Source organism: Janthinobacterium sp. SUN211 (assembly GCF_030587315.1).
Lineage (GTDB): Bacteria > Pseudomonadota > Gammaproteobacteria > Burkholderiales > Burkholderiaceae_D > Janthinobacterium > Janthinobacterium kumbetense.
Genome location: NZ_JAPWIC010000003.1, coordinates 726,196 through 747,090, shown reverse-complemented (window position 1 = coordinate 747,090; position 20,895 = coordinate 726,196). Strand labels below are relative to the sequence as shown.

Here is a 20,895-nt window from a genome sequence, read left to right as displayed (position 1 = left end):
ACTGAATGGAGCGGGCGCAGTGCCCGCTCTTTGCAGAAAGGAGTCGATCATGACGCGCAAATTCATCGATTGCCGGGAGTTTCCAAGCGACACACATTGCTCGGTGGCCATCTCGGCCGACAGCGAGGAAGAACTATTGGGCATTGCTGTGGAACATGCAGTCTCGGTACACCACCACCACGACACGCCGGAACTGCGCCAGCAGCTGCGTCAACTGTTCAAGGACGGCATGCCGCCCGAACATCTGCCCATGACGGGACAGGCCGGCAGCAGCGGGGCCTCGCACGCGCACTAGCCTGCCAGGGCTTGCACCGGTTTCTGCAAGCGCAAGCCCAGCACGAGCGGCACCAGCGCCGCGTACACGACGATCACGGACAGCCAGACGGCGCCGGGCCAGTGCGCCCTGACGCCAAAATAGATACTGGAAAACACCAGCGGACACAGCACGGACGCCAGGCTCACGGCCGAGGCCAGCACGCCCTGGAACTGGCCTTGCCGGTCCTCGGCAACTTGCCGCGTCGCCAGCGACTGCAAGGCCGGCGCGCCGATGCCGCCCAGGGCGAACACGGGCATGATGGCGAAGATCATCCAGCTGCGCGTGGCAAACGCCATGACGAGCAGCGCGACGCAGGCGCAAGCCACGCCCGTCAGGATGGTGGCGCGTTCGCCCAGCAGTTTCACGGCCGGGCCCGGCAAGAAAGCCTGGGCCAGCGCCTGGCACACGCCAAAGGCGCCCAGCGACAGGCCGATCCACAGTCCGTTCCATGCGAACGCATCGTGTCCCCACAAGGCCCAGCACACGCCATACACTTCCCCGGCCGCGCTGAAGGTAAAGAAGATGACGGTGATCGGCAGCAAGCTTTTCTCCGAGAAAACCCAGCGCAAGGGGCGCAAGGGATGCAATGCCGCCAGGTCGATTTTTTCGCGTGTCGGCGTTCGTGATTCGGGCAAGCTCAACCACGCCAGCAACAGATTGCCCGCATTCAAGACGGCTGCCGCCATGAACGGCAGGCGCAGCCCGTAATCGCCCAGCGCGCCGCCCAGCACGGGGCCGATGATGAAGCCTGCGCCGAACATGGCGTTGAGCAAGCCGAAGCGGCGCGCCCGCTGGTTCTCGGCCGAAATATCGGTGAGGTAGGCGGTGGCCACGGAAACGTTGGCACTCGTCAACCCAGCGATGGCGCACCCCAGCAACAGCATCCACAGGCTGGGCGCGAAGGCGAGGAACAGGTAATTGACGGCCGCGCCCGCCAGCGACAGCAGCAGCACGGGACGCCGGCCCAGGCGGTCGCTCAACGCGCCCAGTACCGGCGCAAAGATGAACTGCATCAACGCGTACAGGGCCGTCATGATGCCGATATACGGCGCCACGTTATCGGCATGCGTGACGTCCCGCAGCAGCGCCGGCAGGATGGGGAAGACCAGGCCGATGCCGACGGCGTCCAGCACGACAGTGGCGAAAATGACGGGCAGCGCCGCCACGGGAAGGAATTTCTTCATATACTCAATCTAAATATGTACTCAGTACATAAATAGTATTCCCCATCTTGCCGCACCATCAAGCGTTATCTGTACTCAGTACACTTCGTGTATGATCGGGGCAACATGACGATTCCTGCCGACCTCCGCTCCCGCAAACGCCTTGCCACCAGGCAAGCCATCTCGAATGCCGCCACGCGATTGTTCTTCGTGCACGGCTTCGAGCAAGTGACGGTGGACGAAATCGCGGCTGCCGCCAGCGTGGGACGCATGACGGTGTTCAACCATTTCCCCCGCAAGGAAGACATGTTCTTCGACCGCGAGGAAGAGGGACGCGAACTGCTGCGCGCCGCCCTGCGCCAGCGCGATCCCGCCATCGCTCCCATCGAAACCCTGCGCCTGCTGGCGCACCGCCTGGCGGCCGAGGACAGTCCCTATCTCACGTTTTCCGCCGCCGGCCAGGGCTTCATTGCCACCATCGAGGCCAGCGCTACCTTGAAGGCGCGGGCGCGGGCGATCCGCGACGAGCTGGCGCACGTGGTGGCGCTGGCGCTGACCGACGCCACGGGGCGCGATGCAAGCGATCCCCTCGCCCGCCTGGCGGCCAGCCTGCTGCTGGCCACCTGGAGCACCGCCCTCATCGAAGCGCATCGTGCCTTCGCGCAACATGGCGACGCGCAACTGGCCAAGGCCGGCTTCCTGTCCCTGGTGGACCGGGGACACACGGGTTTGAACGCCGCCATGGCAGGCACGCCCTACGCCTGAAGCGGCAGCCCCGTCGTTCAGGTAGCCCAGCGTCTGTCGCAGCGCAAGCCCTCGCACTTCCTTGTTTCATTTGCCAGCACCTGGGCTTGCGTACCGTCTGGTGCCTTCCTATCATGAAACCACGCGCTGGCAAACGATGCATGCAGGCCGGCACGCGGAGACAGTCCTCCTGCTTCCCGTCACCATACCCATAACCGCATGCAGCCGCTGGGAGGTACACGATGAATACCTTGACGAACGGCCAGCTCAATGAGTTGCAAGCCTCATTGAGAGGGCAACTGTTACAAACGAACGACGCCGGCTACGACAGCGCGCGCGCCGTCTGGAATGCGATGATCGACCGGCATCCGGCCCTCATCGCGCGCTGCGCGGGCACGGCCGACGTGCGCACGGCGCTGGCATATGCGCGCGACCACGGCCTGCCCCTGGCCGTGCGGGGCGGCGGCCACAATATCGCCGGCAGCGCCTTGTGCAACGATGGCCTGGTGATCGACCTGTCCGGCATGCGCTCGGTGCATATCGATCCGCAACAACGCCGCGCCCACGTCGAAGGCGGGGCCACCTTGCACGACTTCGACCACGAGGCGCAGGCGTTCGGCCTGGCCACGCCGCTGGGCATCAATTCCACCACGGGCGTGGCAGGACTGGCCCTGGGCGGCGGCTTTGGCTGGCTCAGCCGCACGCTGGGCCTGGCGGCCGACAACCTGCTGGCGGCCGACGTCGTCACGGCCGACGGCCAATTCCTGCATGCGAGCGCGATGGAGCAGCCCGACCTGTTCTGGGCCTTGCGTGGCGGCGGCGGCAACTTCGGCGTGGTCACGCGCTTCGAGTTCCAGCTGCATCCGGTGGGGCCGCAAGTGACGGCCGGCCTCATCGTGTTTCCCTACGCGCAAGCCAAGGCGGTGCTGACGAAATACCGCGATTTCGTCGACGGCATGCCCGATGCATTGACCGTCTGGGCCGTCTTGCGCAAGGCGCCGCCGCTGCCCTTCCTGCCGCCGGAAGTGCACGGCCAGGACGTGCTGGTCCTGCCCGTTTTTTCACCCGTGCAATCTGCCGCCATGCAGGAAGCGATCGAGCGCATCGGCAGCTTCGGCCAGCCGCTGGGCATGCACCTGGGCAGCATGCCGTACACGGCCTGGCAACAGGCGTTCGATGCGCTGCTCACGCCGGGCGCGCGCAATTACTGGAAGTCGCACAACTTCACGCAGCTCAGCGACGCGGCCATCGATACCGTCATCCGCCATGCCGGCAAGCTGCCGACGCCGCAATGCGAAATCTTCCTCGGCCTGCTGGGCGCGCAGGCGAGCCGGCCGGCGCCGCAGGATACGGCTTATCCGCACCGCGACGCCCTGTACGTGATGAACGTGCACACGCGCTGGGACGAGCCGGCCGATGACGCGCGCTGCATCGCCTGGGCACGCGAGTTTTTCAACGACGCGGCACCGTATGCGACGGGCAGCGTGTACGTCAATTTCCTGACCGAGGATGAAAGCGGGCGCACGGCCGACGCGTATGGCGTGAACTATCCGCGCCTGGCGCGCATCAAGAAGCAATACGATCCCGCCAACCTGTTCCGCGCCAACCAGAACATCTGTCCGGCCGCCTAGGCTGCCACGGCGCAGCGCCTTGCAATCCCTTGATCCAGGGCAATGCAATGCGCTCGCCGCCCGCTTACAATCGCCGGCTTTGCCCCTCCTCCATGCGCCACGCTCCCGAACTTCTCCTGCCTGCCGGTTCCCTGGCCAAGATGCATGCCGCCTTCGACTATGGCGCCGACGCCGTCTACGCGGGCCAGCCCCGCTACAGTTTGCGCGTGCGCAATAACGATTTTTCGACCTTGCAAGCCTTGCAGGAGGGAATTGATGGCGCGCATGCGCGCGGCAAGCAATTCTTTGTCGCCAGCAATATCTTCGCCCATAACGCCAAGCTGAAAACGTATTTGCGCGACATGGAGCCGGTGATCGCCATGCGCCCGGACGCCCTGATCATGGCCGATCCGGGCCTGATCATGATGGTGCGCGACAAGTGGCCGGAGATTCCCGTGCACCTGTCCGTGCAGGCGAACGCCGTCAACTGGGCCGACGTGAAATTCTGGCACCGCATGGGCTTGACGCGCGTGATCCTGTCGCGCGAACTGTCGCTCGACGAAATCGAGGAAATCCGCCAGCGCTGCCCGGAAATGGAACTGGAAGTGTTCGTCCACGGCGCCCTGTGCATCGCCTATTCGGGCCGCTGCCTGCTGTCCGGCTACTTCAACCACCGCGACCCGAACCAGGGTACCTGCACGAATTCCTGCCGCTGGGATTACAAGGTGAAAAATGCCACCGAAGACGCCAGCGGCGACCTGGGCGGCATGCAAGTGGTGCCGCTGGAATTCCACCAGGCGCTGGCCGAGGCCGACAACAACGCGTTTTCCGCCCTGCACCAGCAGCCGCGCCACCCGCTGGCCGACCAGCCCTATCTGATTGAAGAAGCCCAGCGCCCGGGCCAGCTGATGCCGATCCTCGAAGACGAGCACGGCACCTACATCATGAACTCGAAGGACTTGCGCGCCGTGGAACACATCGAGCGCCTGGTGAAAATCGGCGTCGATTCGCTGAAGGTCGAGGGCCGCACCAAGTCGCTGTACTACGCGGCGCGCACGGCGCAAGTCTACCGCCAGGCCATCGATGACGCCGTCGCGGGCCGGCCCTTCGACATCGGCCTGCTGGGCCAGCTGCAAGGCTTGGCCAACCGCGGCTATACGGATGGTTTCTACCAGCGCCACCACACGCAGGCGCACCAGAACTACATGCGCGGCGCGTCCGAGGCGGACCGCAGCCAGTACGTGGGCGACGTGCTGGGCGTGACGGACGGCTGGGCCAGGGTGGACGTGAAAAACCGCTTCGCCGTGGGCGACCGCATCGAAGCCGTGCATCCGGGCGGCAACCGCGACTTCACCATTACCCGCATGCTGGCCGACGATGGCAGCGAGATCCAGGTGGCGCCGGGCAGCGGCCACTTCGTGCGCATCGAACTCGACGGATCCCTCGACAAGGCCTTGCTGGCGCGCTATTTGTAACCGCCAGTCTGGAGCGCGAGGTGGTAAACCAGTATGTAAGTGTTTGATTTGACAAGAAAAATTCCCGCTGACACGGCCTAAATAATTTGTTTAGGCTTCAACATTGCTATACGATACGGCCACCCTGCGCCCGGGGGCCTTATCGGCATCCCGTGCGTCCCTGACACGTTCACCGGAATCCCCGATGCCACCTGCCACCTCTGCCCTGATCGCCAATGACGCCGTCGTCCTCGGCCTGCTCGCCATGACCCTGGGGGCCGTCTTCTGGACCGCTTCCCGCCAAAATGGCTTCTGGAAAAAGTTTTACACGTATATCCCGTCCCTGCTGATGTGCTACCTGATCCCGGCGTTGCTCAACACCTTCGGCATCATCGACGGCAACACGTCCGGCCTGTACGCCGTGGCGCGCGACTACCTGCTGCCCAGCGCGCTCGTGCTGCTGTGCGTGGCCATCGATTTCGGCGGCATCATCCGCCTCGGCCCCAAGGCCATCATCATGTTTCTCACCGGCACACTCGGCGTGATGCTGGGCGCCCTCGTGTCGTTCGAAGCCTTGCGCCTGATCCACCCGGAAACGGTGGCGGGCGACACGTGGCGCGGCATGACGACTGTCGCCGGCTCGTGGATAGGCGGCGGCGCCAACCAGGCGGCCATGAAGGAAGTGTTCGAAGTGGACGCCACCCTGTTCGGCCAGTTCGTCGCCGTCGACGTGCTGGTGGCCAACGTCTGGACGGCAGTGCTGCTGTTCCTGGCAGGCCGCGCGGGCGCCTTCGACCGCTGGACGGGTGCCGATTTGACGGCCATCAATGCGCTCAAGGACAGCATCGAAAGCTACCGCGCCCAGCACGCGCGCGTGGCCACCCTGACGGACATCATGATCATCCTCGGCGTGGGCCTGGGCGTGACGGGCCTGTCGCACTTCCTGGCCGGCCCCATCATCAGCTGGATCAATACCTTGCCCGCCGCATGGCGCCTGCAGGATTACAGCCTGACGTCGAATTTCTTCTGGATCGTCGTGCTGGCCACCACCTTCGGCTTGCTGCTCAGCTTTACCCGGGCGCGCAGCCTGGAAGGCGCGGGGGCATCGACCATCGGCTCGGCCATGCTGTACGTGCTGGTGGCCACCATCGGCATGCACATGGACCTCGGCGCCCTGCTCGACAAGCCGTTCTTGTTCCTGCTGGGCCTGATCTGGATCGCCGTGCATGGCGGCTTGATGCTGCTCGTCGCCAAGCTGATCCGCGCACCCCTGTTCTTCATGGCCGTGGGCTCGCAGGCGAACATCGGCGGCGCCGCGTCGGCCCCCGTCATCGCCAGCGCCTTCCACCCGGCCCTGGCGCCCGTCGGCGTGCTGCTGGCCGTGCTCGGCTATGCGCTGGGCACCTACGGCGCCTACATCACGGGCTTGATCTTGCGCAGCATGGCGGGGTGACACTCCTGGCAGCACGGCAACGACAACGCCAGCCTTCGGGCTGGCGTTGTCATTGCTGCGCAGTATAGGCACTGCCTGCAGGAAGCTAGCGACAGTTGCTATGGAGCGACACAAACATAAATAAAAGACAACATCGTGTCACAAATGACAGGAAGTAAGATAGTATTTTGAAGCAACATATTTTCTATAAAGTAATTTTTTCTGATTGAAAAACAGTCAATTGCACGCAACAAAGTTCGAAACGCGCCCGGCCTGTTCGCCCTCATTGAAAGTACGTTCTCGAACGCCACGCTCTTGCGGCGCCATGAAATCGCTGATTCTTGCGCCATCTCCAAGCGTGGCAGCGGCGTCCGCTGCCTGACGCGGACGCTGCCAGAGCCCCTCAGGACAGGAATTGACATCGTGCGTTCAAAAGCAGTCGGCAACATTTTTTGCTAAGCAAATAAAACCTAACAAGGAACAAGCAGTGAATATTTTCATGGTGCGCCCCACCACTCGCAATATCGGCAACGATCTCATCGGCTACGCTACGGCAGAGCTCCTCTATGAGGTGTTCGGAGCGGCCACCAATGTCGTCAGCATTCCTGCCTTGAAGGGACCGCAATTTGGCGGCCTGGTGCCACGCCAGATTTACGATATGAATCGCCTCGCCGACGCCGTCATCGTGGGCGGCGGGAATCTGTTTGAAAACGGCCAGCTGTCCTATGATGCCCAGGCCGTCAATGCCTTGCGCCGGCCGATGATGCTGATGGGGCTATCCCACGGCCGCATCACGGGGCGCGACGGGCAAATGGAAGACCGCACCGATGCGCTCAGCCCGACTGCGATACGGCACCTGGTCGAGCATGCCAAGGTGGCCATGGTGCGCGACACGGGTTCGCAGGAAATCCTCGCCGACCTTGGCGCCAAGGTGACGGTCGGTGGCTGCCCCACGCTGTACCTGCCGCCGAATGCCGAGGGCGATGCCGCCAAGGGCGGCGTGATCATTTCCATCCGTCACCCCATGCGCATGAGCGTTCCGGCCACCTTGCAGTGGCGCATCGCCGAAGACTTGCGCCGCCTGATTGCCGCCCTGCGTGCCGAATATGCGCAACCCGTCTACCTGGCTTGCCACGACTACATCGATCTCGAATTTGCCGCCGGCTTCCCGGAAGCGGCCCCCCTGTACTTTGACGAAGTCAGCCGCTACATCGAAGCGCTGCGCACCTGCAAGCTGCACGTCAGCTACCGCCTGCATGGTTTCCTGCCCTGCCTGGCCATGGGCTCGCACAGCATCAACCTGTCGTATGACGAACGGGGCCGCTCGATGCTGTCGACCATCGGCATGGCGTCGTGGGATGTTGATCTGATGCAAAGTGGCGACTGCGTGAGCGCCATCATGGACCGCGCGCGCTCGGTCGCGCAGTATCGCCGCGCGCGCCAGGACGCCCTGCCGCTGATACAAGAGTTGCGCCAGATCACGGTGCGCGGCTTGCAAACCTTGCGCACCCTGGCATCGGAGCAATGAAGATGAGCGCTCCATCCTCGACACAGGGCGTGTGGCTCAAGTGCCACGTCCGTGAACTCGCCCCGTGGGCAACGATGACCGAGCGTGTGCTCAGCGAAATTATTTCCACGGTCGAACAAATGAAGGGCGCTGCGGCAGCCCAGGTGCTGCGCCAGCATGGCATCGAGCGGCTGCACGAAGTGATCGACACCGACGATGTGACGTCCTTGCGCAACCAGGTACTGGAACGCTTGCGCCAGCCCTTGCTGGCCATGGCGACGGCCGTCGGCCGCCAGGTCCTGGGCTGGGATGGCGATTTCTATGTGGATGACTATTTGATCCTGCGCATCAACTTCCCTTACGAAGTGGCGCGCAAGACCAATCCGGCGAGCGAAAATCCCGGCATTGGCCGCCTCAGCGCGACCGTGCGCGAGCAGTTTCAGGCCCGTAAGGTCATTGACCCCGTGTACGCGCCGAAAGACTATCACCGGGGCCACCCGCCCGCCGCCTGGGCACATGGTCCACACATCGATAGCTGGGCCGGCCATTCGCGGGACGGACGCAATATCTGGTGGGCCATTGGCGAAGTGCCCGCGGAAGCGGGCATGGTGCTGTATCCGGAACTGGCCAACGCCTCGCTGCCCTGCGAGCGCCGCACGCTGTACCTGCAAGCGGGCTACCGCCTGCCGGTGCCGACTTATCTGCCGCTGGCGGCAGGCGAGATGCTGGTCTTCGATCCAGAAGTGCTGCACGGCACGCACCTCAATACGACGGACGCGACGCGCGTGGCCATCTCCATGCGCCTGAATGCTTCCCGCCCGACCTTCGATCCCGTCTGTTTTTACTCGCGCGAATTCTGGCGCCGGGCCGCCGATATCGAACAGGGCCACGATGAAGTGCTGCACCTGCGACGCGAAGACAATTTCGGCGCGCCCGTCGCCGCCGCCCCCGTGCAGACGCCGGCAGCCGTTCCCGTCGTTGCCGGCCAGCTCGACCGGGCGAACGGCGTCATACATGGCCAGCTTCCTGCTGACGGGCCCGACACGCAGCGCATCATCGTCGATGCCGCGCCGTATCGCATCATGCTGGTGCGCACCAGCGACGGCACCCGCGCCTACGATGCGGCCTGCCCGCATTACGGCGTGGACCTGGCCGATGGCGGCTGCGATAGCGACAAAGTGTATTGCCCGGCCTGTGCCATCTCGTTCGACTTGCAAACAGGAAAATCGTCCTGCCCGTCATTGACACTGCAACCGTATGACATCCGGCAAGACGGCGCAGCCATCCGCATCCGTGTTGCGCCGCCAGAAGCCGTGGCGCCATGAGCGTCGCCCCCGTCAGCGTCATCATTTGCACCAGGAACGGCTGGTCACGGGGCTTTCTCGAGGACACCTTGCAATCGCTGCTGGCCCAGTCCCGGCCGGCGCAGGAAATCTTGCTGATCGACGATGCCAGCAGCGACGGCACTGCCGCTTGCGTCCACGCTGCCTACCCGCACGTGACCATCGTGCACAATGCGGGCACCGGCCTGGCCGCCGCCAGGAACACGGGAGTGGCCGCCGCCCGTTGTCCATGGGTGGCCTTCATCGACGACGATGACATCTGGCTGCCTGAAAAACTGGCCGAACAACTGGCACAGGCAGAAGCATCCGACACGCCAGATGCAATTGTGTATGCATCGCAAGTTGCCACGCTTAACAGCCATGGCGGCAATCCCGTGGCCTGGGCAACGCCACGGCAATTTGCCGCCTGGCCCGCCTGCCTGCTGGGTTCTCCCATCCAGCCATCCGGCGTGCTGCTCAGCAAACGACTGCTCTCCCGTATCGGGCCATTCAGCGAACAGCTGAAGGAAGGCGCCGCTTACGATTACTGGATACGCTGCCTGAGTGCCGGCATGTCCATACACTACAGTAGCAACGTCCTGCTGCACTATCGGCAACATCATCCGCAAATGACAGCAATGTCGCGCAAGCTCGAGCATTTCCTGCATATCGACGCCATGCTCACGCCGCACCTTGCGCGGCTGGCGCCAGCACTGGCCAACAGGATCCGCTCAGCACGCAAGCTGAACAATCTGCGTTCCCTGCTGAACCATACCGGTATACCGGCAGCAACACGTTACTGGCGCGCCAGCGCCCCTTGCCCGGTGCCCGGCCTGCGCACTCTTTCCTATTTCTTGCTGGATACTGTTGCATGCCGGGCTCCGCACCGGATTCGCCACACGCTGCGGCAGCGCGCCATGCAGCTGCTCATCGGCAAGGAAACGCCTTTGCCCGGGCTGCGCCCGAAACGATCCGGACATCTGACGTAAAGGTCCGCAACGCCAGCACTCACGCTGGCGTTTTTTGTTTTTCGGTCACTTTTTCCACCAGACCACTCTCTGTTTGGCCTCGCGGCTTGATGGAAAAGCGCGCCCCACAATGTAGCAGAAACCCCTCAAAACCAAATTTCCGCACCATTTCCGTGCAAAATCTGCGATGATAGTTGCCCAAATAACCGATTACCTCCATGGAATTCTGATGAAATATGCATCTGCTCACGAGTATGTCCAGCATGTCGCCGCACGCAATCCAGGTCAACCCGAGTTTCTGCAAGCCGTCACCGAAGTCATGGAGAGCTTGTGGCCATTCCTGGAACAGCACCCGAAATACGCGGAACAAGGCTTGCTGGAACGCTTGATCGAGCCGGAACGCGTGGTGATGTTCCGCGTGTCGTGGGTCGATGACCATGGGCAAGTACAAGTCAATCGCGGCTACCGCATCCAGCACAGCATGGCCATCGGGCCGTACAAGGGCGGCATCCGCTTCCACCCGTCCGTGACCCTGTCCGTGCTGAAATTCCTTGCATTCGAGCAAACGTTCAAGAATGCACTGACCACGTTACCGATGGGCGGCGGCAAGGGCGGCGCCGATTTCGATCCGAAGGGCAAGAGCCCGGGCGAAGTGATGCGTTTCTGCCAAGCCTTCGTGAGCGAACTGTTCCGCCATGTGGGTTCGGACACGGACGTGCCGGCCGGCGACATCGGCGTGGGCGGGCGCGAAGTGGGCTATATGGCCGGCATGATGAAAAAACTCAGCAACCGCGCCGACTGCGTGTTCACGGGCAAGGGCGCCAGCTTCGGCGGCTCGCTGATGCGTCCGGAAGCGACAGGCTACGGCACCGTGTATTTCGCCGAAGAAATGTTGAAAACGCGGGGCCGCTCGTTCGAAGGCATGCGCGTGTCCGTGTCCGGCTCGGGCAACGTGGCGCAATACGCGGTGGAAAAAGCCATGGCCATGGGCGCGAAAGTCATCACCGTCTCCGATTCGAGCGGCACCGTCATCGACGAGGAAGGTTTCACGCCGGAAAAGCTGGCCATCCTGATGGAAATCAAGAATCATCTGTATGGCCGGGTCAGCGATTACGCCGCGCGCACGGGCGTGCGCTTCGAGGCGGGCGTGTCGCCATGGCATGTGCCGGTCGATATCGCCCTGCCCTGCGCCACGCAAAACGAACTGGACATCGACGCTGCGCGCACCCTGATCGCCAATGGCGTGCAGTGCGTGGCCGAGGGCGCCAACATGCCTACCACCATCGAGGCAGCCAAGGCCTTCGAAGCGGCCGGCGTGCTGTACGCGCCGGGCAAGGCCAGCAATGCGGGCGGCGTGGCGACTTCCGGCCTGGAAATGAGCCAGAACGCGGCCCGCATATCGTGGCCGCGCGAAGAAGTCGATGCACGTTTGCTGCAGATCATGCAAGGCATCCACGCCGCATGCAAGCAATACGGCACGCGCGCGGACGGTTCCGTCAGCTATGTGGATGGCGCCAATATCGCCGGTTTTGTGAAAGTGGCCGATGCGATGCTGGCGCAGGGTGTCATTTAAAGCATTTCAGGTTTCATCAGGCTCTTGCGGCTGATGGTGCGGCCCGACACCATGAACTCGCCGTTGCCACGGTAGTGCAGGGTTTCGGGTAACTTGGGCGAGGTGGCCACGTGGGCTTTCACGCACTCGAAAATGAAGAAGCCGCCCTTGGGATTGCCCGCCACCTGGGCCAGCTTGCATTCGAAGTTGGCGTAGCACTCGGCGATCAGGGGTGCGCCCACCTGCTCGGCCGGCTGCGGCGTCAGGCCGAAGGCCGTGAACTTGTCCGTGTCTTCGCCGCTGCAATTGCCGATGGCGACCACCTGGTCGACCATGTCGGCCGTGGGCAGGTTGATCACACATTCCATGCTGCGCTTGATCATTTCATAGCTGTGGTTCGCATCGGAAATGAAGCAGCCCAGCAAGGATGGCGTAAATTCCATCAGCATGTGCCAGGCCATCGTCATGACGTCGCTTTCGCCCTGCCACGTTGAACTGACCAGCACCACCGGTCCCGGTTCGAGGAAGCGCCGGATGTCGGCGACGGGATAATCTTCTTTGTGGTAATTTTTCATGCAGTCTCCAGGACGCGGTACGCCACAGCATAGCCCAACGGCGCCTTGCCGGGCGCGCGGCTGGCCGCTGGCGGCGCTCATGCGCGCCGCGATTTGTGCCATTCGTCGCAAATTTCTCCCCAATGGAGATGTTGCACAATAGAATACACTGATCAACTACTCAAGGATACCGCCATGCGCCCTCTGTTCCTGTTGTCAGTCCTGTCCCTTGCCTGCCTCTCCACCCTCGCGCATGCCGACGAGCAAACCCGCACGGTCGGCGCCTTCAACGCCATCGATATCCGCGGCCCCATCAGCATCGAAGTCGAATCGGGCAAGGAGCAAAGCCTGCTGCTGCGCGGCGACCAGAAATTCCTCAGCGGCGTGATCACGGAAGTGGTCGATGGCGAACTGAAAATTTCCATGAAGGACAAGGACATCAAGAAGACCGAGGGCGATCCGCGCATCATCATCACCATGCCCACCTTGCGCAAGCTGATCGCGGAAGGCGCGGGCGAAAAGATATTGACCAAGCTCAATGGTCCAAGAGTCGACATCAGCTACAAGGGCGCGGGCCGCCTGGCCGCCGATGGCCAGGTCGACTGGCTGCGCCTGAAGGCGCAGGGCGTGGGCGAAGTCGATACGAAAGCCTTGCTGGCGAAAAACGTCGACGTCAATTTCGAAGGCATCGGCTCCGTCAAGGTGTATTCCTCGGGCGAACTGAACGCCGTGGTGCGCGGCATGGGCGAACTGACGTATTACGGCAAGCCGAAGATCGTGCACAAGTCGATCGCCGGCATCGGCAGCGTCAATGCCGCCAAATAAGATTTCCTAAAACAACAAGGCCATCAGGCCAGGGGAGACCGCATGACCGCAACACCCGAAACCCAGGATAACGATGCGCCGCTGGTGCTGCGCGAAGACGAGGGTGGCCTGGTCACCCTGCGCCTGAACCGTCCCCTGCAATTCAATGCCCTGTCGGAAGCCATGCTGGCTGCGCTGCAAGAGGCGCTCGATGCCGTCGCGCTGCAACCGCACGTGCGCTGCGTGGTGCTGGCCGCCGAAGGCAAGGCCTTTTGCGCGGGCCACGACTTGCGCCAGATGCAAGCCACGCGCCAGCTTGCGTATTATCAAACCCTGTTCGCGCAATGCTCGCGCGTGATGCAAGCCATTCAAACCTTGCCCGTGCCGGTAATTGCCCGCGTGCACGGCATCGCCACGGCGGCCGGCTGCCAGCTGGTCGCCAGCTGCGACCTGGCCGTGGCGGGCGCGTCCGCGCGCTTTGCCGTCTCCGGCATCAACGTGGGCCTGTTCTGCGCCACGCCGTCCGTCGCCCTGTCGCGCAATGTGTCGCCCAAGCGGGCCTTCGACATGCTGGTGACGGGCCGCTTCATCGACGCCGACACGGCCGCCGACTGGGGTTTGATCAACGAAACGGTGGCCGACGCGGCGCTCGACGACGCCGTGGCGCGCCTGGCGCAGCAGATCATGGCGAAAAGCCCGACGGCCATCCGCTATGGCAAGCAAATGTTTTACAAACAGCGCCAGCTGCCGCTGGACGACGCATATGCGTATGCGGGCGACGTGATGGCGCGCAACATGATGGAAGAGGATGCGGAAGAAGGCGTTGCCGCCTTCCTCGAGAAACGGCCGCCAAGCTGGGCGCGGCCGTAAAGCAGCTTAGCGCTGTTCCTTCATCTGCTGCTGCACGGAAAGACTCAAGGTACCGAGGTCTTCCTTGCCCAGCAGCGGCAATTGCGCCAGCAGCTGCATCAGGGCGGAACTGCCCGTCACGTCCAGCTCGGACGATTGCACCAGCACCGTGCCGGCGCCCGTGAAGTCGATCTGCTTTTCCTCGCCCGACAAACTGAAACCGGTGAGCGCGCCGGCGGCCGAGGCCCAGCCCTGCACGTGGGCATAGTCGTAGTGGTACGAGGGGCTGGGGCAATCGGCCCAGCCCAGCACGGCCTGCTCATCCACGCGGCACGGCAATTCCAGGAAATGCACGGGGCCGTTCGACGAGGCGATGACCTTGCCCGTGCCGATCATGGTCAGATAACCGGGCAAGGTCGATTCCTGGCAAATCACATCCTTCGTAAAACCCAGCAGGTTTTTCGCGCGGATGGTCATGTTGGCGTTGTCCAGGTCGTAGCACGCCAGGTCGTTGCCGTTGTCACCCAGGATCAACTGGCCTTGGCCTTGCGCCACGACAAAGTGGTGCACGTATTTCGGTGCATTGAAGGCATTGCGCACGATCAAGTCAAGCACGCTGCTGCCCATGGCTTCGAAGCGCAGCTCGCCATAGAAGGCGATCATCTTGCCCTTGCGAATGAAGATCTGTTCCTTGACGTCGATGACATACGAAAAACGGTTCAGGTTATCGTTCTTCGGCAAGGTATCGGGATTGTAAATCGTCATGGCTTACCTTTCGCTCGCTTGGATGTAGACCGTGCCCTGGCCCGTGAATTTCACCTGGTACGATTCGCCGGACGCCTGGCCGACGAAGGTTTTCCAGTTCAAGTCCGTGACGATGGTCGAGCTCAGCTGCCCCGTGTGGCCGATATACGCTTGCGGGTCGACAAACACGGGCACGTCCGGCGTGACGGGCAAGCCGATGGCATTGCCGTCCGACAAAATCGCCACTTCGCCCGTGCCTTGCAGGGTGGTGGTAAACAAGCCCTGGCCCGAGGCCATGCCGCGCACCACGCCCTGCACGCCGCCCTGGTTGCCGAGGAACATGGTGCCGGCCGTCAGGCGCGCATCGAAGGCCAGCAGGGAATCGCTTTCCACATAAAACGTTTCGCCGCGCACGGGGACGATGGTGACGAACAGGCCGCCCTGCGCGTAAAACACGCTGCCCGTGCCGCGCGCCGACATCAGGGCATAGCCCTCGTTCGTGACGGCGCGCATGGCCAGGCTTTGCACGCCCTGGCCGGCCAGGAAGGAGCGGCTGAACGCCACGTCGCCCTGGTAGGACACCATGGCGCCCTTGCGCGCGAACACTTCTTCATTGCCGAGTTTGACCTCAAGCATCTTTTCATTGATTTGCTGATAGACAGGCATCGCGGGTCCTCGCTGACTTAACGTTCGGCGGGCTGGATGAACACCACGCCCTGGCCTGTGAATTTGTGCTGGTACGATTCGCCCGAGCTCTGGCCAATCATCGTGCGCCAGTTGACGTCGAAAACGAATTCCTGGCGGATATCGCCCTTGAAGCCGACGAAGGCGTCCGGGTCCACGCGCAGCGGGTGCGCAGGCGTCACTTCCAGCATGATCAGGTTGCCGCGCGAAATGACGGCCAGGTTGCCGTGGCCTTCGACGGTGGTGGAAAACAGGCCCTGGCCCGAACTGGCGCCGCGCAAGCCGGCAAAGCTGGTGCCCGTCTTCAGGCTCGTGTCGTAGGCCAGCAAGCTGCTGCTTTCGATGGTCAGCTTTTCACCCGTCAACGGAATGACGGTGATCTCGGCCGCATTCTGCGCGAAAAACACGGTGCCCGTGCCGGCTGCCTGCATCACCTGCATGCCTTCGTTCGTCACCTTGCGCTTGAGCGCGCCGAACAGGCCCTCGCCGCCGAGCAGGGATTTTTCAAATTTAATGCTGCCCGTATAGGCGACCATGGCGCCGGCAATCGCCAGCACTTTTTCATCCTGCAGGCGCACTTCCAGCAGGCGGTCGGTATTGGTGCGGAAACTGGTCACGCGCGACTCCCCAAGAATGCCAGGGCACAAAGCCATGGCTATCCGACAAGATACCGTTGGCGTTACCGCCATGCAAGTGCTATTCCTCCCGAACGGGGGTGGGTGAATAAAAAAAAGCGTGCCCGAAGGCACGCCTTGCGTTCAAGCAAAGAACGGATTACTCAGCCAGCACCGGCTTGGCGCCGCGCGCGTTCTGGAACAGCGGCACGGGATCGTTGGTATTGACCTCGACCACCGTCACGCCCTGCACCACGCCGGCCACCTGGTAGCCGACGGCGCCCAGGTGACGCTTGCCTTCGGCCAGGTTGGACCAGCTCAGCGAGACAGTCGCCGTGCCGCCCGTGAAGGCCGTGCCCGGCATCAGCGCCTTGAAGCCGCCATTCGACAAGCCCGGCGCCAGTACCCACGACGACAAGGTGTAGTCGGCCTGGCCGTTTTGCGGCGCAAAGCCGATCACGCACACCTTGTAGGTGCCGGCGGCGGGCAGGCGCAGTTCCACTTGCTCATTGGAACTTTCATTGCCGCTGCTGCCGACCAGCACATTGGCGGCGTTGTAGACCTCCATGTCCATGTCGGTATTCGCGCCACCCGTCGTTTCGGCATCGTAGGTGGCAAAGCGCGCCGCCAGGGTGCCGGCCGGGATCACCACATTGTGCACGTTCACGCCCGTGGCGCCGCCCGCCTTGCAGGCAGCCGATGCGGCGGCGCCCGTCGTCGCCTGGCCGATCGTGCGCGCCTGGCGCACGGCTTCGACGAGACCCGACTTGACGCCCACCAGCGCGCCCGAGAAGCCCGTGCCCAGGGTCAGCACCTTGCTGCCCGTGGCCGCTTCGCTGCTGACCAGCGGAATGGCGACCAGCGCCGTGCCACGCGCCGTCAGCGGGCTGCGCACCGTGTGCGTGCCATCCGTCCAGCTCAGGGCGCCGTAGGTCCAGGTATTGGCCGGCGCCGTCGTGCGCGTCAGCTTGACCTGGTACTGGCCCTTGGCGCCCGGCGCCAGGCTCAGGCTCGTTGGCGTCACCGCCACCGTATAGCCGGGCAAGCTGGCCGAGACGTTGTAGACGGCGCTGCTGGCGCCCACGTTGGTCACCGTGCGCGTCAGGGTTTGCGTGCCCAGCACGTTGGCCGCCGTCAGCGACGCCAGGTTCAGGTTATAGGCCGCGATGGTACCGATGGCCTGGCATGTGGCGGCGCTGTAGACCTTCAGGTTCAGGCCGCACAGGAAGCGCGCATAGTCGATTTCCGACATGTCGTACACGAGGCCGGGATCGGCCGCGCTGTTCGGCGCGATGTGGCCGGCGCCCTGGCCCCACGGCAGCTGGCCCGAGTTCTTCGCCGTGGCATCCCACGACACGGAACCGTTCAAGCCATCCGAATACGTGCTGAAGGCCGTCGTCATCAGCGCCGACTTGATGGCCGCGGGCGACCAGTCAGGATGCTGCTGCTTGAGCAGTGCCGCCACGCCGGCCACGTGCGGACTGGCCATCGAGGTGCCGGAATAGAAATCCCACTCGGCCGCAGGCGCCACGCCGCCCGCCGCCACGGCATCGCGCTGCGCCTGCGTCAGGTCGGCCGTCACGCCGGCCAGTACGTTGGTGCCGGGCGCCGAGAGATCCGGTTTCAGGATGTTCGCGTTGGCCACGTTCGGCCCGCGCGAGGAACGGTCGCTGACGATCGGCGCCTGCACCGTCGTGTCGGCGGTGGTGTGGATTTCGCCCAATGCCGCCGTGCCGTCGGGCGTCGCCGCCATGAAGGCCTTCAGCGCGTCGCCCTGCGCCTGCGCCAGGTGCACGGTCGACAGCGCATGCGCCTGGTTGATGACGGTGTTGGCGCCGCCGGCCACGTTGGCGATGATCACGCCCGCCGCGCCCGCCGTTTTGGCGTTCGCGCTCTTGTTGACCAGCACGTTGCCGCCACGGTCGCACACGAGTATCTTGCCCGCCACTTTCGCCGGGTCCAGATACGCCGACGTGGCATCGGCCACGCCGAAGCAGCGCAGCAAGTTGACATCCGTCGGCAGCACGCCAGCCAGGCCCGCGTCGCGCGACTGGATCAGCGGCAGCGCCGGGGTATTCGCGTTGCTCGATGCGCCCTCCAGTTTCGTGCCGCTGCTGAGAGTGACGTTGGCCGCGTACAGGCGGTTGTGGGTGGAATTGGCGACCGTTGCCAGCCACGGGCTGATGTGCGACACGGGAGCCGGCACGTCCGGTGCGGGCGTGGCCGGGCCGGAATTGCCGCCCGATGTGGCAACGAAGACGCCGGCCGCCGCCGCGCCGAGGAAGGCCACTTCCGTCGGCTCGTCGAAGGCGCCGCCGCCCGCGTTCGGGCCGATGGAGAAGTTGATGACGTTCACGCCATCCTTGACCGCCTGGTCGATGGCGGCCACGCTGTCGGCCGTGGCGCAACCGTTGCGGCCCGTCGAGGCGGCCGTCCAGCACACCTTATAGGCGGCGATGCGGGCGCGCGGCGCCATGCCGGACGCCTTGCCCAGCGAGACGCCGTTCGAAGTGGCCAGGGCGCCATTGTTGCCGCCGGCCGTCGATGCCGTATGCGTGCCGTGGCCGCCGTGCCCCGTCAGGCCGGCGACGGAATCGCGCGGCGACATGAATTCCGTCCAGTGCAGCGCCGACGTGGCGGCGCGGTAGTAGCGCGCGCCGATCAGCTTATTGTTGCAATTCTCGGCGCTAAAGCCTTCGCCCGTCTGGCAAGTGCCCTGCCAGCTGGCCGGCGGCGCGCCATACACGACGTTGTTGCCGCTATGGCTGGGCACGCCATTCTCGTCGAGGCGGTCGGCAAAGGCCGTGTTCTCGGGCCAGATGCCGCTGTCGACGATGCCGATGATGATGTCTTCGCCCGCGTGCGCCTTGCCGCCCAGCTGCTCCCAGATGCCGCCCGGCTTGTCCAGGCCCAGGAAGCTGGGCGTGTAGCTGGTGTCGAGCTGCAGGATGGAGTCGGCGCTGATGCTGGCCACGCCGCTGTTTTTCTTCAGGGCGCGCACTTCATCGTCCGTCAGCAAGGCGGAAAAGCCGTTGAAGACGACGCTGTACTGGTGCGTGATTTCCGCCGCGCTGACGGTGCCGGCCACGGCGGCCTGTTTGGTGTCGAGGTAGCTCAAATAGGCCTGCACGTCGGCGGCGCCCACGTTGATGCGCGCGCCCGGGGCCGGCTTGGTGGCGGCCAGGCCGTCGACCTGGCCCGTGTAGGTGGCGGCCGGCTTGTCGACCAGTTGCACGATGTAGGAGCGGCGTTCCTGCGCCTGCGCCGCTTGCGCCAGGCTGGCGGCCAGCAAGAGGATGCCGAGTGAAACGGGACGTAATTTCATCTCATGCTCCTTGCACGGTGGAGGCGGCGAACTTGCCGCTGCGGCGGCGCGACAGCATGCCGATGGCGCCCAGTCCGGCCAGCATCAGCATGTAGGTCGACGGTTCCGGCACGGCGCTGATATTGATATTGTCGAGCGCAAACTGGCCCTGGTTGAAGGCGGGGAAATCGAGGGAATTGCTGCACGCGCCCGTGTCATTGAAAATGCACGCGTTGAAGCTCAGGCCCGTAAACGCATAGTTGCTGAAACCGCCCAGCAGGGAAGCGCTCTGGAAATGGTAATTGCCATCGCTGCCCTGGCCGGGAAACGCCAGCGAGGTGCTGATCACCTGGCCGTCGCTGAGGGTGCCGCTCAGCTGCAGCTGGCCCCAATTCTGGTTCGGCAAGCCGGACACGGGAGCGATAAAGGAATAATCGAAACCGGCCAGGGTGAATGCCTGGTGGTCGGCGCGCGTGAAATTCACGCCGCCATCGTTAAGGATAGCCAGGTAATTGCCGCTGGCGCCCTGCGGGCAGGCGGCGATATCGCACGACGAACCCACGCGGCCATCGAGGATGGCGCCCACGCCGCTGACGCCGCCGCCGGCCGCCGTCGTCGGGTCGGCCAGGAACAGCAGGTTGTAGCTCGACGTATTGAGGGTCTGGCCGCTTTCATACACGTCGGGACGCAAGTTGTCGAAAGTCAGGACACCGGCCAGGGCCGGCGCCGAGCCCAGCACGGACAAGGTGGCCAGCGCGGCAAGGACGGCGATGCGACCGCGGGTAGCGGGCGGATTGGCGGTGGCGGGCGATACCCGCGCATGTGATAAACGATTCATTCTATTCCCTTGATTGTTGTGGATAGATAGGTCGGCAGGTCTGGCGCCCGCTTTCAGCTTTTTCACAAAAGTGTCAACAAATATAGCAAATCGCATAAAACAAATATCATATTTTTAATATCATTTATTTATTTTTTATCTAACTCCGCGAAACTTTGTTTTGTTTTATCTATGAAAGTTTGAGGAATCTCAACGTTACATTTGAACAACAAGAGCGCGCACTGCAGACGCGTACGCCAGCGGACCGGCCCGACTTCGGATAAGCTCGAAAACCGCGCCTGCCGCGTCGTCCCCCCCGTCACATCGCGGTACACCTGTTCCATCCTGGAACACTTGCCTGTCCCCTCTACCTCGCATGAGCGGCCCGTCGCGCCCTTGCGCCGATGGCATGAAGCTTGCACAACAAGAAGATCGACCGTGCTCAGGGAGCAGCATC

Annotated in this window: 18 protein-coding genes; 11 read left to right on the top strand and 7 right to left on the bottom strand. The window is 63.5% G+C overall.

The window, feature by feature from the left end:
• Positions 1-49 precede the first annotated feature (49 nt).
• On the top strand, positions 50-295 hold the full coding sequence (locus O3301_RS14630; protein ID WP_099665586.1) for a DUF1059 domain-containing protein: 246 nt from the start codon (positions 50-52) through the stop codon (positions 293-295).
• On the opposite strand, the gene O3301_RS14625 is transcribed toward O3301_RS14630, so the two are convergent.
• On the bottom strand, positions 292-1,500 hold the full coding sequence (locus O3301_RS14625; RefSeq protein ID WP_305056714.1) for a TCR/Tet family MFS transporter: 1,209 nt from the start codon (positions 1,498-1,500) through the stop codon (positions 292-294). The genes O3301_RS14630 and O3301_RS14625 overlap by 4 nt on opposite strands.
• 105 nt (positions 1,501-1,605) lie before the next feature.
• On the opposite strand from O3301_RS14625, the gene O3301_RS14620 reads away from it, so the two are divergent.
• From O3301_RS14620 to gdhA, 8 genes are all read left to right on the top strand, one after another.
• Complete coding sequence (locus O3301_RS14620; RefSeq protein WP_305056713.1) at positions 1,606-2,244, top strand: TetR/AcrR family transcriptional regulator; 639 nt, start codon at positions 1,606-1,608, stop codon at positions 2,242-2,244.
• A gap of 221 nt (positions 2,245-2,465) precedes the next feature.
• A complete protein-coding gene (locus O3301_RS14615; RefSeq protein WP_305056712.1) occupies positions 2,466-3,854 on the top strand; it encodes an FAD-binding oxidoreductase in 1,389 nt (462 codons plus the stop codon).
• Positions 3,855-3,946: 92 nt separating this feature from the next.
• Positions 3,947-5,308: a tRNA 5-hydroxyuridine modification protein YegQ gene (gene yegQ, locus O3301_RS14610; protein WP_289919269.1), complete on the top strand. Its 1,362-nt coding sequence runs from the start codon at positions 3,947-3,949 to the stop codon at positions 5,306-5,308.
• Between the two features lie 184 nt (positions 5,309-5,492).
• Positions 5,493-6,740: a DUF819 domain-containing protein gene (locus tag O3301_RS14605; protein WP_289905632.1), complete on the top strand. Its 1,248-nt coding sequence runs from the start codon at positions 5,493-5,495 to the stop codon at positions 6,738-6,740.
• A gap of 466 nt (positions 6,741-7,206) precedes the next feature.
• Positions 7,207-8,247: a polysaccharide pyruvyl transferase family protein gene (locus O3301_RS14600; protein ID WP_289899411.1), complete on the top strand. Its 1,041-nt coding sequence runs from the start codon at positions 7,207-7,209 to the stop codon at positions 8,245-8,247.
• Between the two features lie 2 nt (positions 8,248-8,249).
• On the top strand, positions 8,250-9,551 hold the full coding sequence (locus O3301_RS14595) for a Rieske 2Fe-2S domain-containing protein (protein ID WP_305056711.1): 1,302 nt from the start codon (positions 8,250-8,252) through the stop codon (positions 9,549-9,551).
• Entirely contained in the window at positions 9,548-10,537 is a 990-nt protein-coding gene (locus tag O3301_RS14590; protein ID WP_305053939.1) for a glycosyltransferase, read from the top strand. The genes O3301_RS14595 and O3301_RS14590 overlap by 4 nt, the downstream gene beginning before the upstream one ends.
• A gap of 208 nt (positions 10,538-10,745) precedes the next feature.
• Positions 10,746-12,089: an NADP-specific glutamate dehydrogenase gene (gene gdhA, locus O3301_RS14585; RefSeq protein ID WP_099665596.1), complete on the top strand. Its 1,344-nt coding sequence runs from the start codon at positions 10,746-10,748 to the stop codon at positions 12,087-12,089.
• Here gdhA and O3301_RS14580 read toward each other — a convergent pair.
• On the bottom strand, positions 12,086-12,643 hold the full coding sequence (locus O3301_RS14580; protein WP_070312598.1) for a flavin reductase family protein: 558 nt from the start codon (positions 12,641-12,643) through the stop codon (positions 12,086-12,088). The genes gdhA and O3301_RS14580 overlap by 4 nt on opposite strands.
• A gap of 174 nt (positions 12,644-12,817) precedes the next feature.
• Here O3301_RS14580 and O3301_RS14575 point away from each other — a divergent pair, with 174 nt between their 5' ends.
• Complete coding sequence (locus O3301_RS14575; protein ID WP_251349266.1) at positions 12,818-13,447, top strand: head GIN domain-containing protein; 630 nt, start codon at positions 12,818-12,820, stop codon at positions 13,445-13,447.
• A 42-nt stretch (positions 13,448-13,489) separates the two neighbouring features.
• A complete protein-coding gene (locus tag O3301_RS14570; RefSeq protein ID WP_305056710.1) occupies positions 13,490-14,296 on the top strand; it encodes an enoyl-CoA hydratase in 807 nt (268 codons plus the stop codon).
• 6 nt (positions 14,297-14,302) lie between these two features.
• Here O3301_RS14570 and O3301_RS14565 read toward each other — a convergent pair whose 3' ends face one another.
• From O3301_RS14565 to O3301_RS14545, 5 genes are all read right to left on the bottom strand, one after another.
• The gene (locus O3301_RS14565) at positions 14,303-15,040 is read right to left on the bottom strand and encodes an AIM24 family protein (RefSeq protein WP_152252167.1); all 738 of its coding nucleotides are present in this window, start codon (positions 15,038-15,040) and stop codon (positions 14,303-14,305) included.
• 3 nt (positions 15,041-15,043) lie between these two features.
• A complete protein-coding gene (locus tag O3301_RS14560; RefSeq protein WP_034784288.1) occupies positions 15,044-15,685 on the bottom strand; it encodes an AIM24 family protein in 642 nt (213 codons plus the stop codon).
• A gap of 17 nt (positions 15,686-15,702) precedes the next feature.
• Positions 15,703-16,320, bottom strand: a complete 618-nt coding sequence (locus O3301_RS14555) for an AIM24 family protein (RefSeq protein ID WP_216350350.1) — start codon at positions 16,318-16,320, stop codon at positions 15,703-15,705.
• 157 nt (positions 16,321-16,477) lie between these two features.
• Positions 16,478-19,642 (bottom strand): S8 family serine peptidase, encoded by a 3,165-nt coding sequence (locus tag O3301_RS14550; protein ID WP_305056709.1) that lies wholly within the window; start codon positions 19,640-19,642, stop codon positions 16,478-16,480.
• Between the two features lies 1 nt (position 19,643).
• Positions 19,644-20,459: an NF038120 family PEP-CTERM protein gene (locus O3301_RS14545; RefSeq protein WP_305056708.1), complete on the bottom strand. Its 816-nt coding sequence runs from the start codon at positions 20,457-20,459 to the stop codon at positions 19,644-19,646.
• Between the last annotated feature and the right edge of the window lie 436 nt (positions 20,460-20,895).

What these genes read in the sequence shown, in the direction of transcription:
- O3301_RS14630 (WP_099665586.1), top strand. Translation starts at nt 50, where the DNA reads ATGACGCGCAAATTCATCGATTGCCGGGAGTTTCCAAGCGACACACAT.
- O3301_RS14625 (WP_305056714.1), bottom strand. Translation starts at nt 1,500, where the DNA reads ATGAAGAAATTCCTTCCCGTGGCGGCGCTGCCCGTCATTTTCGCCACT.
- O3301_RS14620 (WP_305056713.1), top strand. Translation starts at nt 1,606, where the DNA reads ATGACGATTCCTGCCGACCTCCGCTCCCGCAAACGCCTTGCCACCAGG.
- O3301_RS14615 (WP_305056712.1), top strand. Translation starts at nt 2,466, where the DNA reads ATGAATACCTTGACGAACGGCCAGCTCAATGAGTTGCAAGCCTCATTG.
- yegQ (WP_289919269.1), top strand. Translation starts at nt 3,947, where the DNA reads ATGCGCCACGCTCCCGAACTTCTCCTGCCTGCCGGTTCCCTGGCCAAG.
- O3301_RS14605 (WP_289905632.1), top strand. Translation starts at nt 5,493, where the DNA reads ATGCCACCTGCCACCTCTGCCCTGATCGCCAATGACGCCGTCGTCCTC.
- O3301_RS14595 (WP_305056711.1), top strand. Translation starts at nt 8,250, where the DNA reads ATGAGCGCTCCATCCTCGACACAGGGCGTGTGGCTCAAGTGCCACGTC.
- O3301_RS14590 (WP_305053939.1), top strand. Translation starts at nt 9,548, where the DNA reads ATGAGCGTCGCCCCCGTCAGCGTCATCATTTGCACCAGGAACGGCTGG.
- gdhA (WP_099665596.1), top strand. Translation starts at nt 10,746, where the DNA reads ATGAAATATGCATCTGCTCACGAGTATGTCCAGCATGTCGCCGCACGC.
- O3301_RS14580 (WP_070312598.1), bottom strand. Translation starts at nt 12,643, where the DNA reads ATGAAAAATTACCACAAAGAAGATTATCCCGTCGCCGACATCCGGCGC.
- O3301_RS14575 (WP_251349266.1), top strand. Translation starts at nt 12,818, where the DNA reads ATGCGCCCTCTGTTCCTGTTGTCAGTCCTGTCCCTTGCCTGCCTCTCC.
- O3301_RS14570 (WP_305056710.1), top strand. Translation starts at nt 13,490, where the DNA reads ATGACCGCAACACCCGAAACCCAGGATAACGATGCGCCGCTGGTGCTG.
- O3301_RS14565 (WP_152252167.1), bottom strand. Translation starts at nt 15,040, where the DNA reads ATGACGATTTACAATCCCGATACCTTGCCGAAGAACGATAACCTGAAC.
- O3301_RS14560 (WP_034784288.1), bottom strand. Translation starts at nt 15,685, where the DNA reads ATGCCTGTCTATCAGCAAATCAATGAAAAGATGCTTGAGGTCAAACTC.
- O3301_RS14550 (WP_305056709.1), bottom strand. Translation starts at nt 19,642, where the DNA reads ATGAAATTACGTCCCGTTTCACTCGGCATCCTCTTGCTGGCCGCCAGC.
- O3301_RS14545 (WP_305056708.1), bottom strand. Translation starts at nt 20,459, where the DNA reads ATGAATCGTTTATCACATGCGCGGGTATCGCCCGCCACCGCCAATCCG.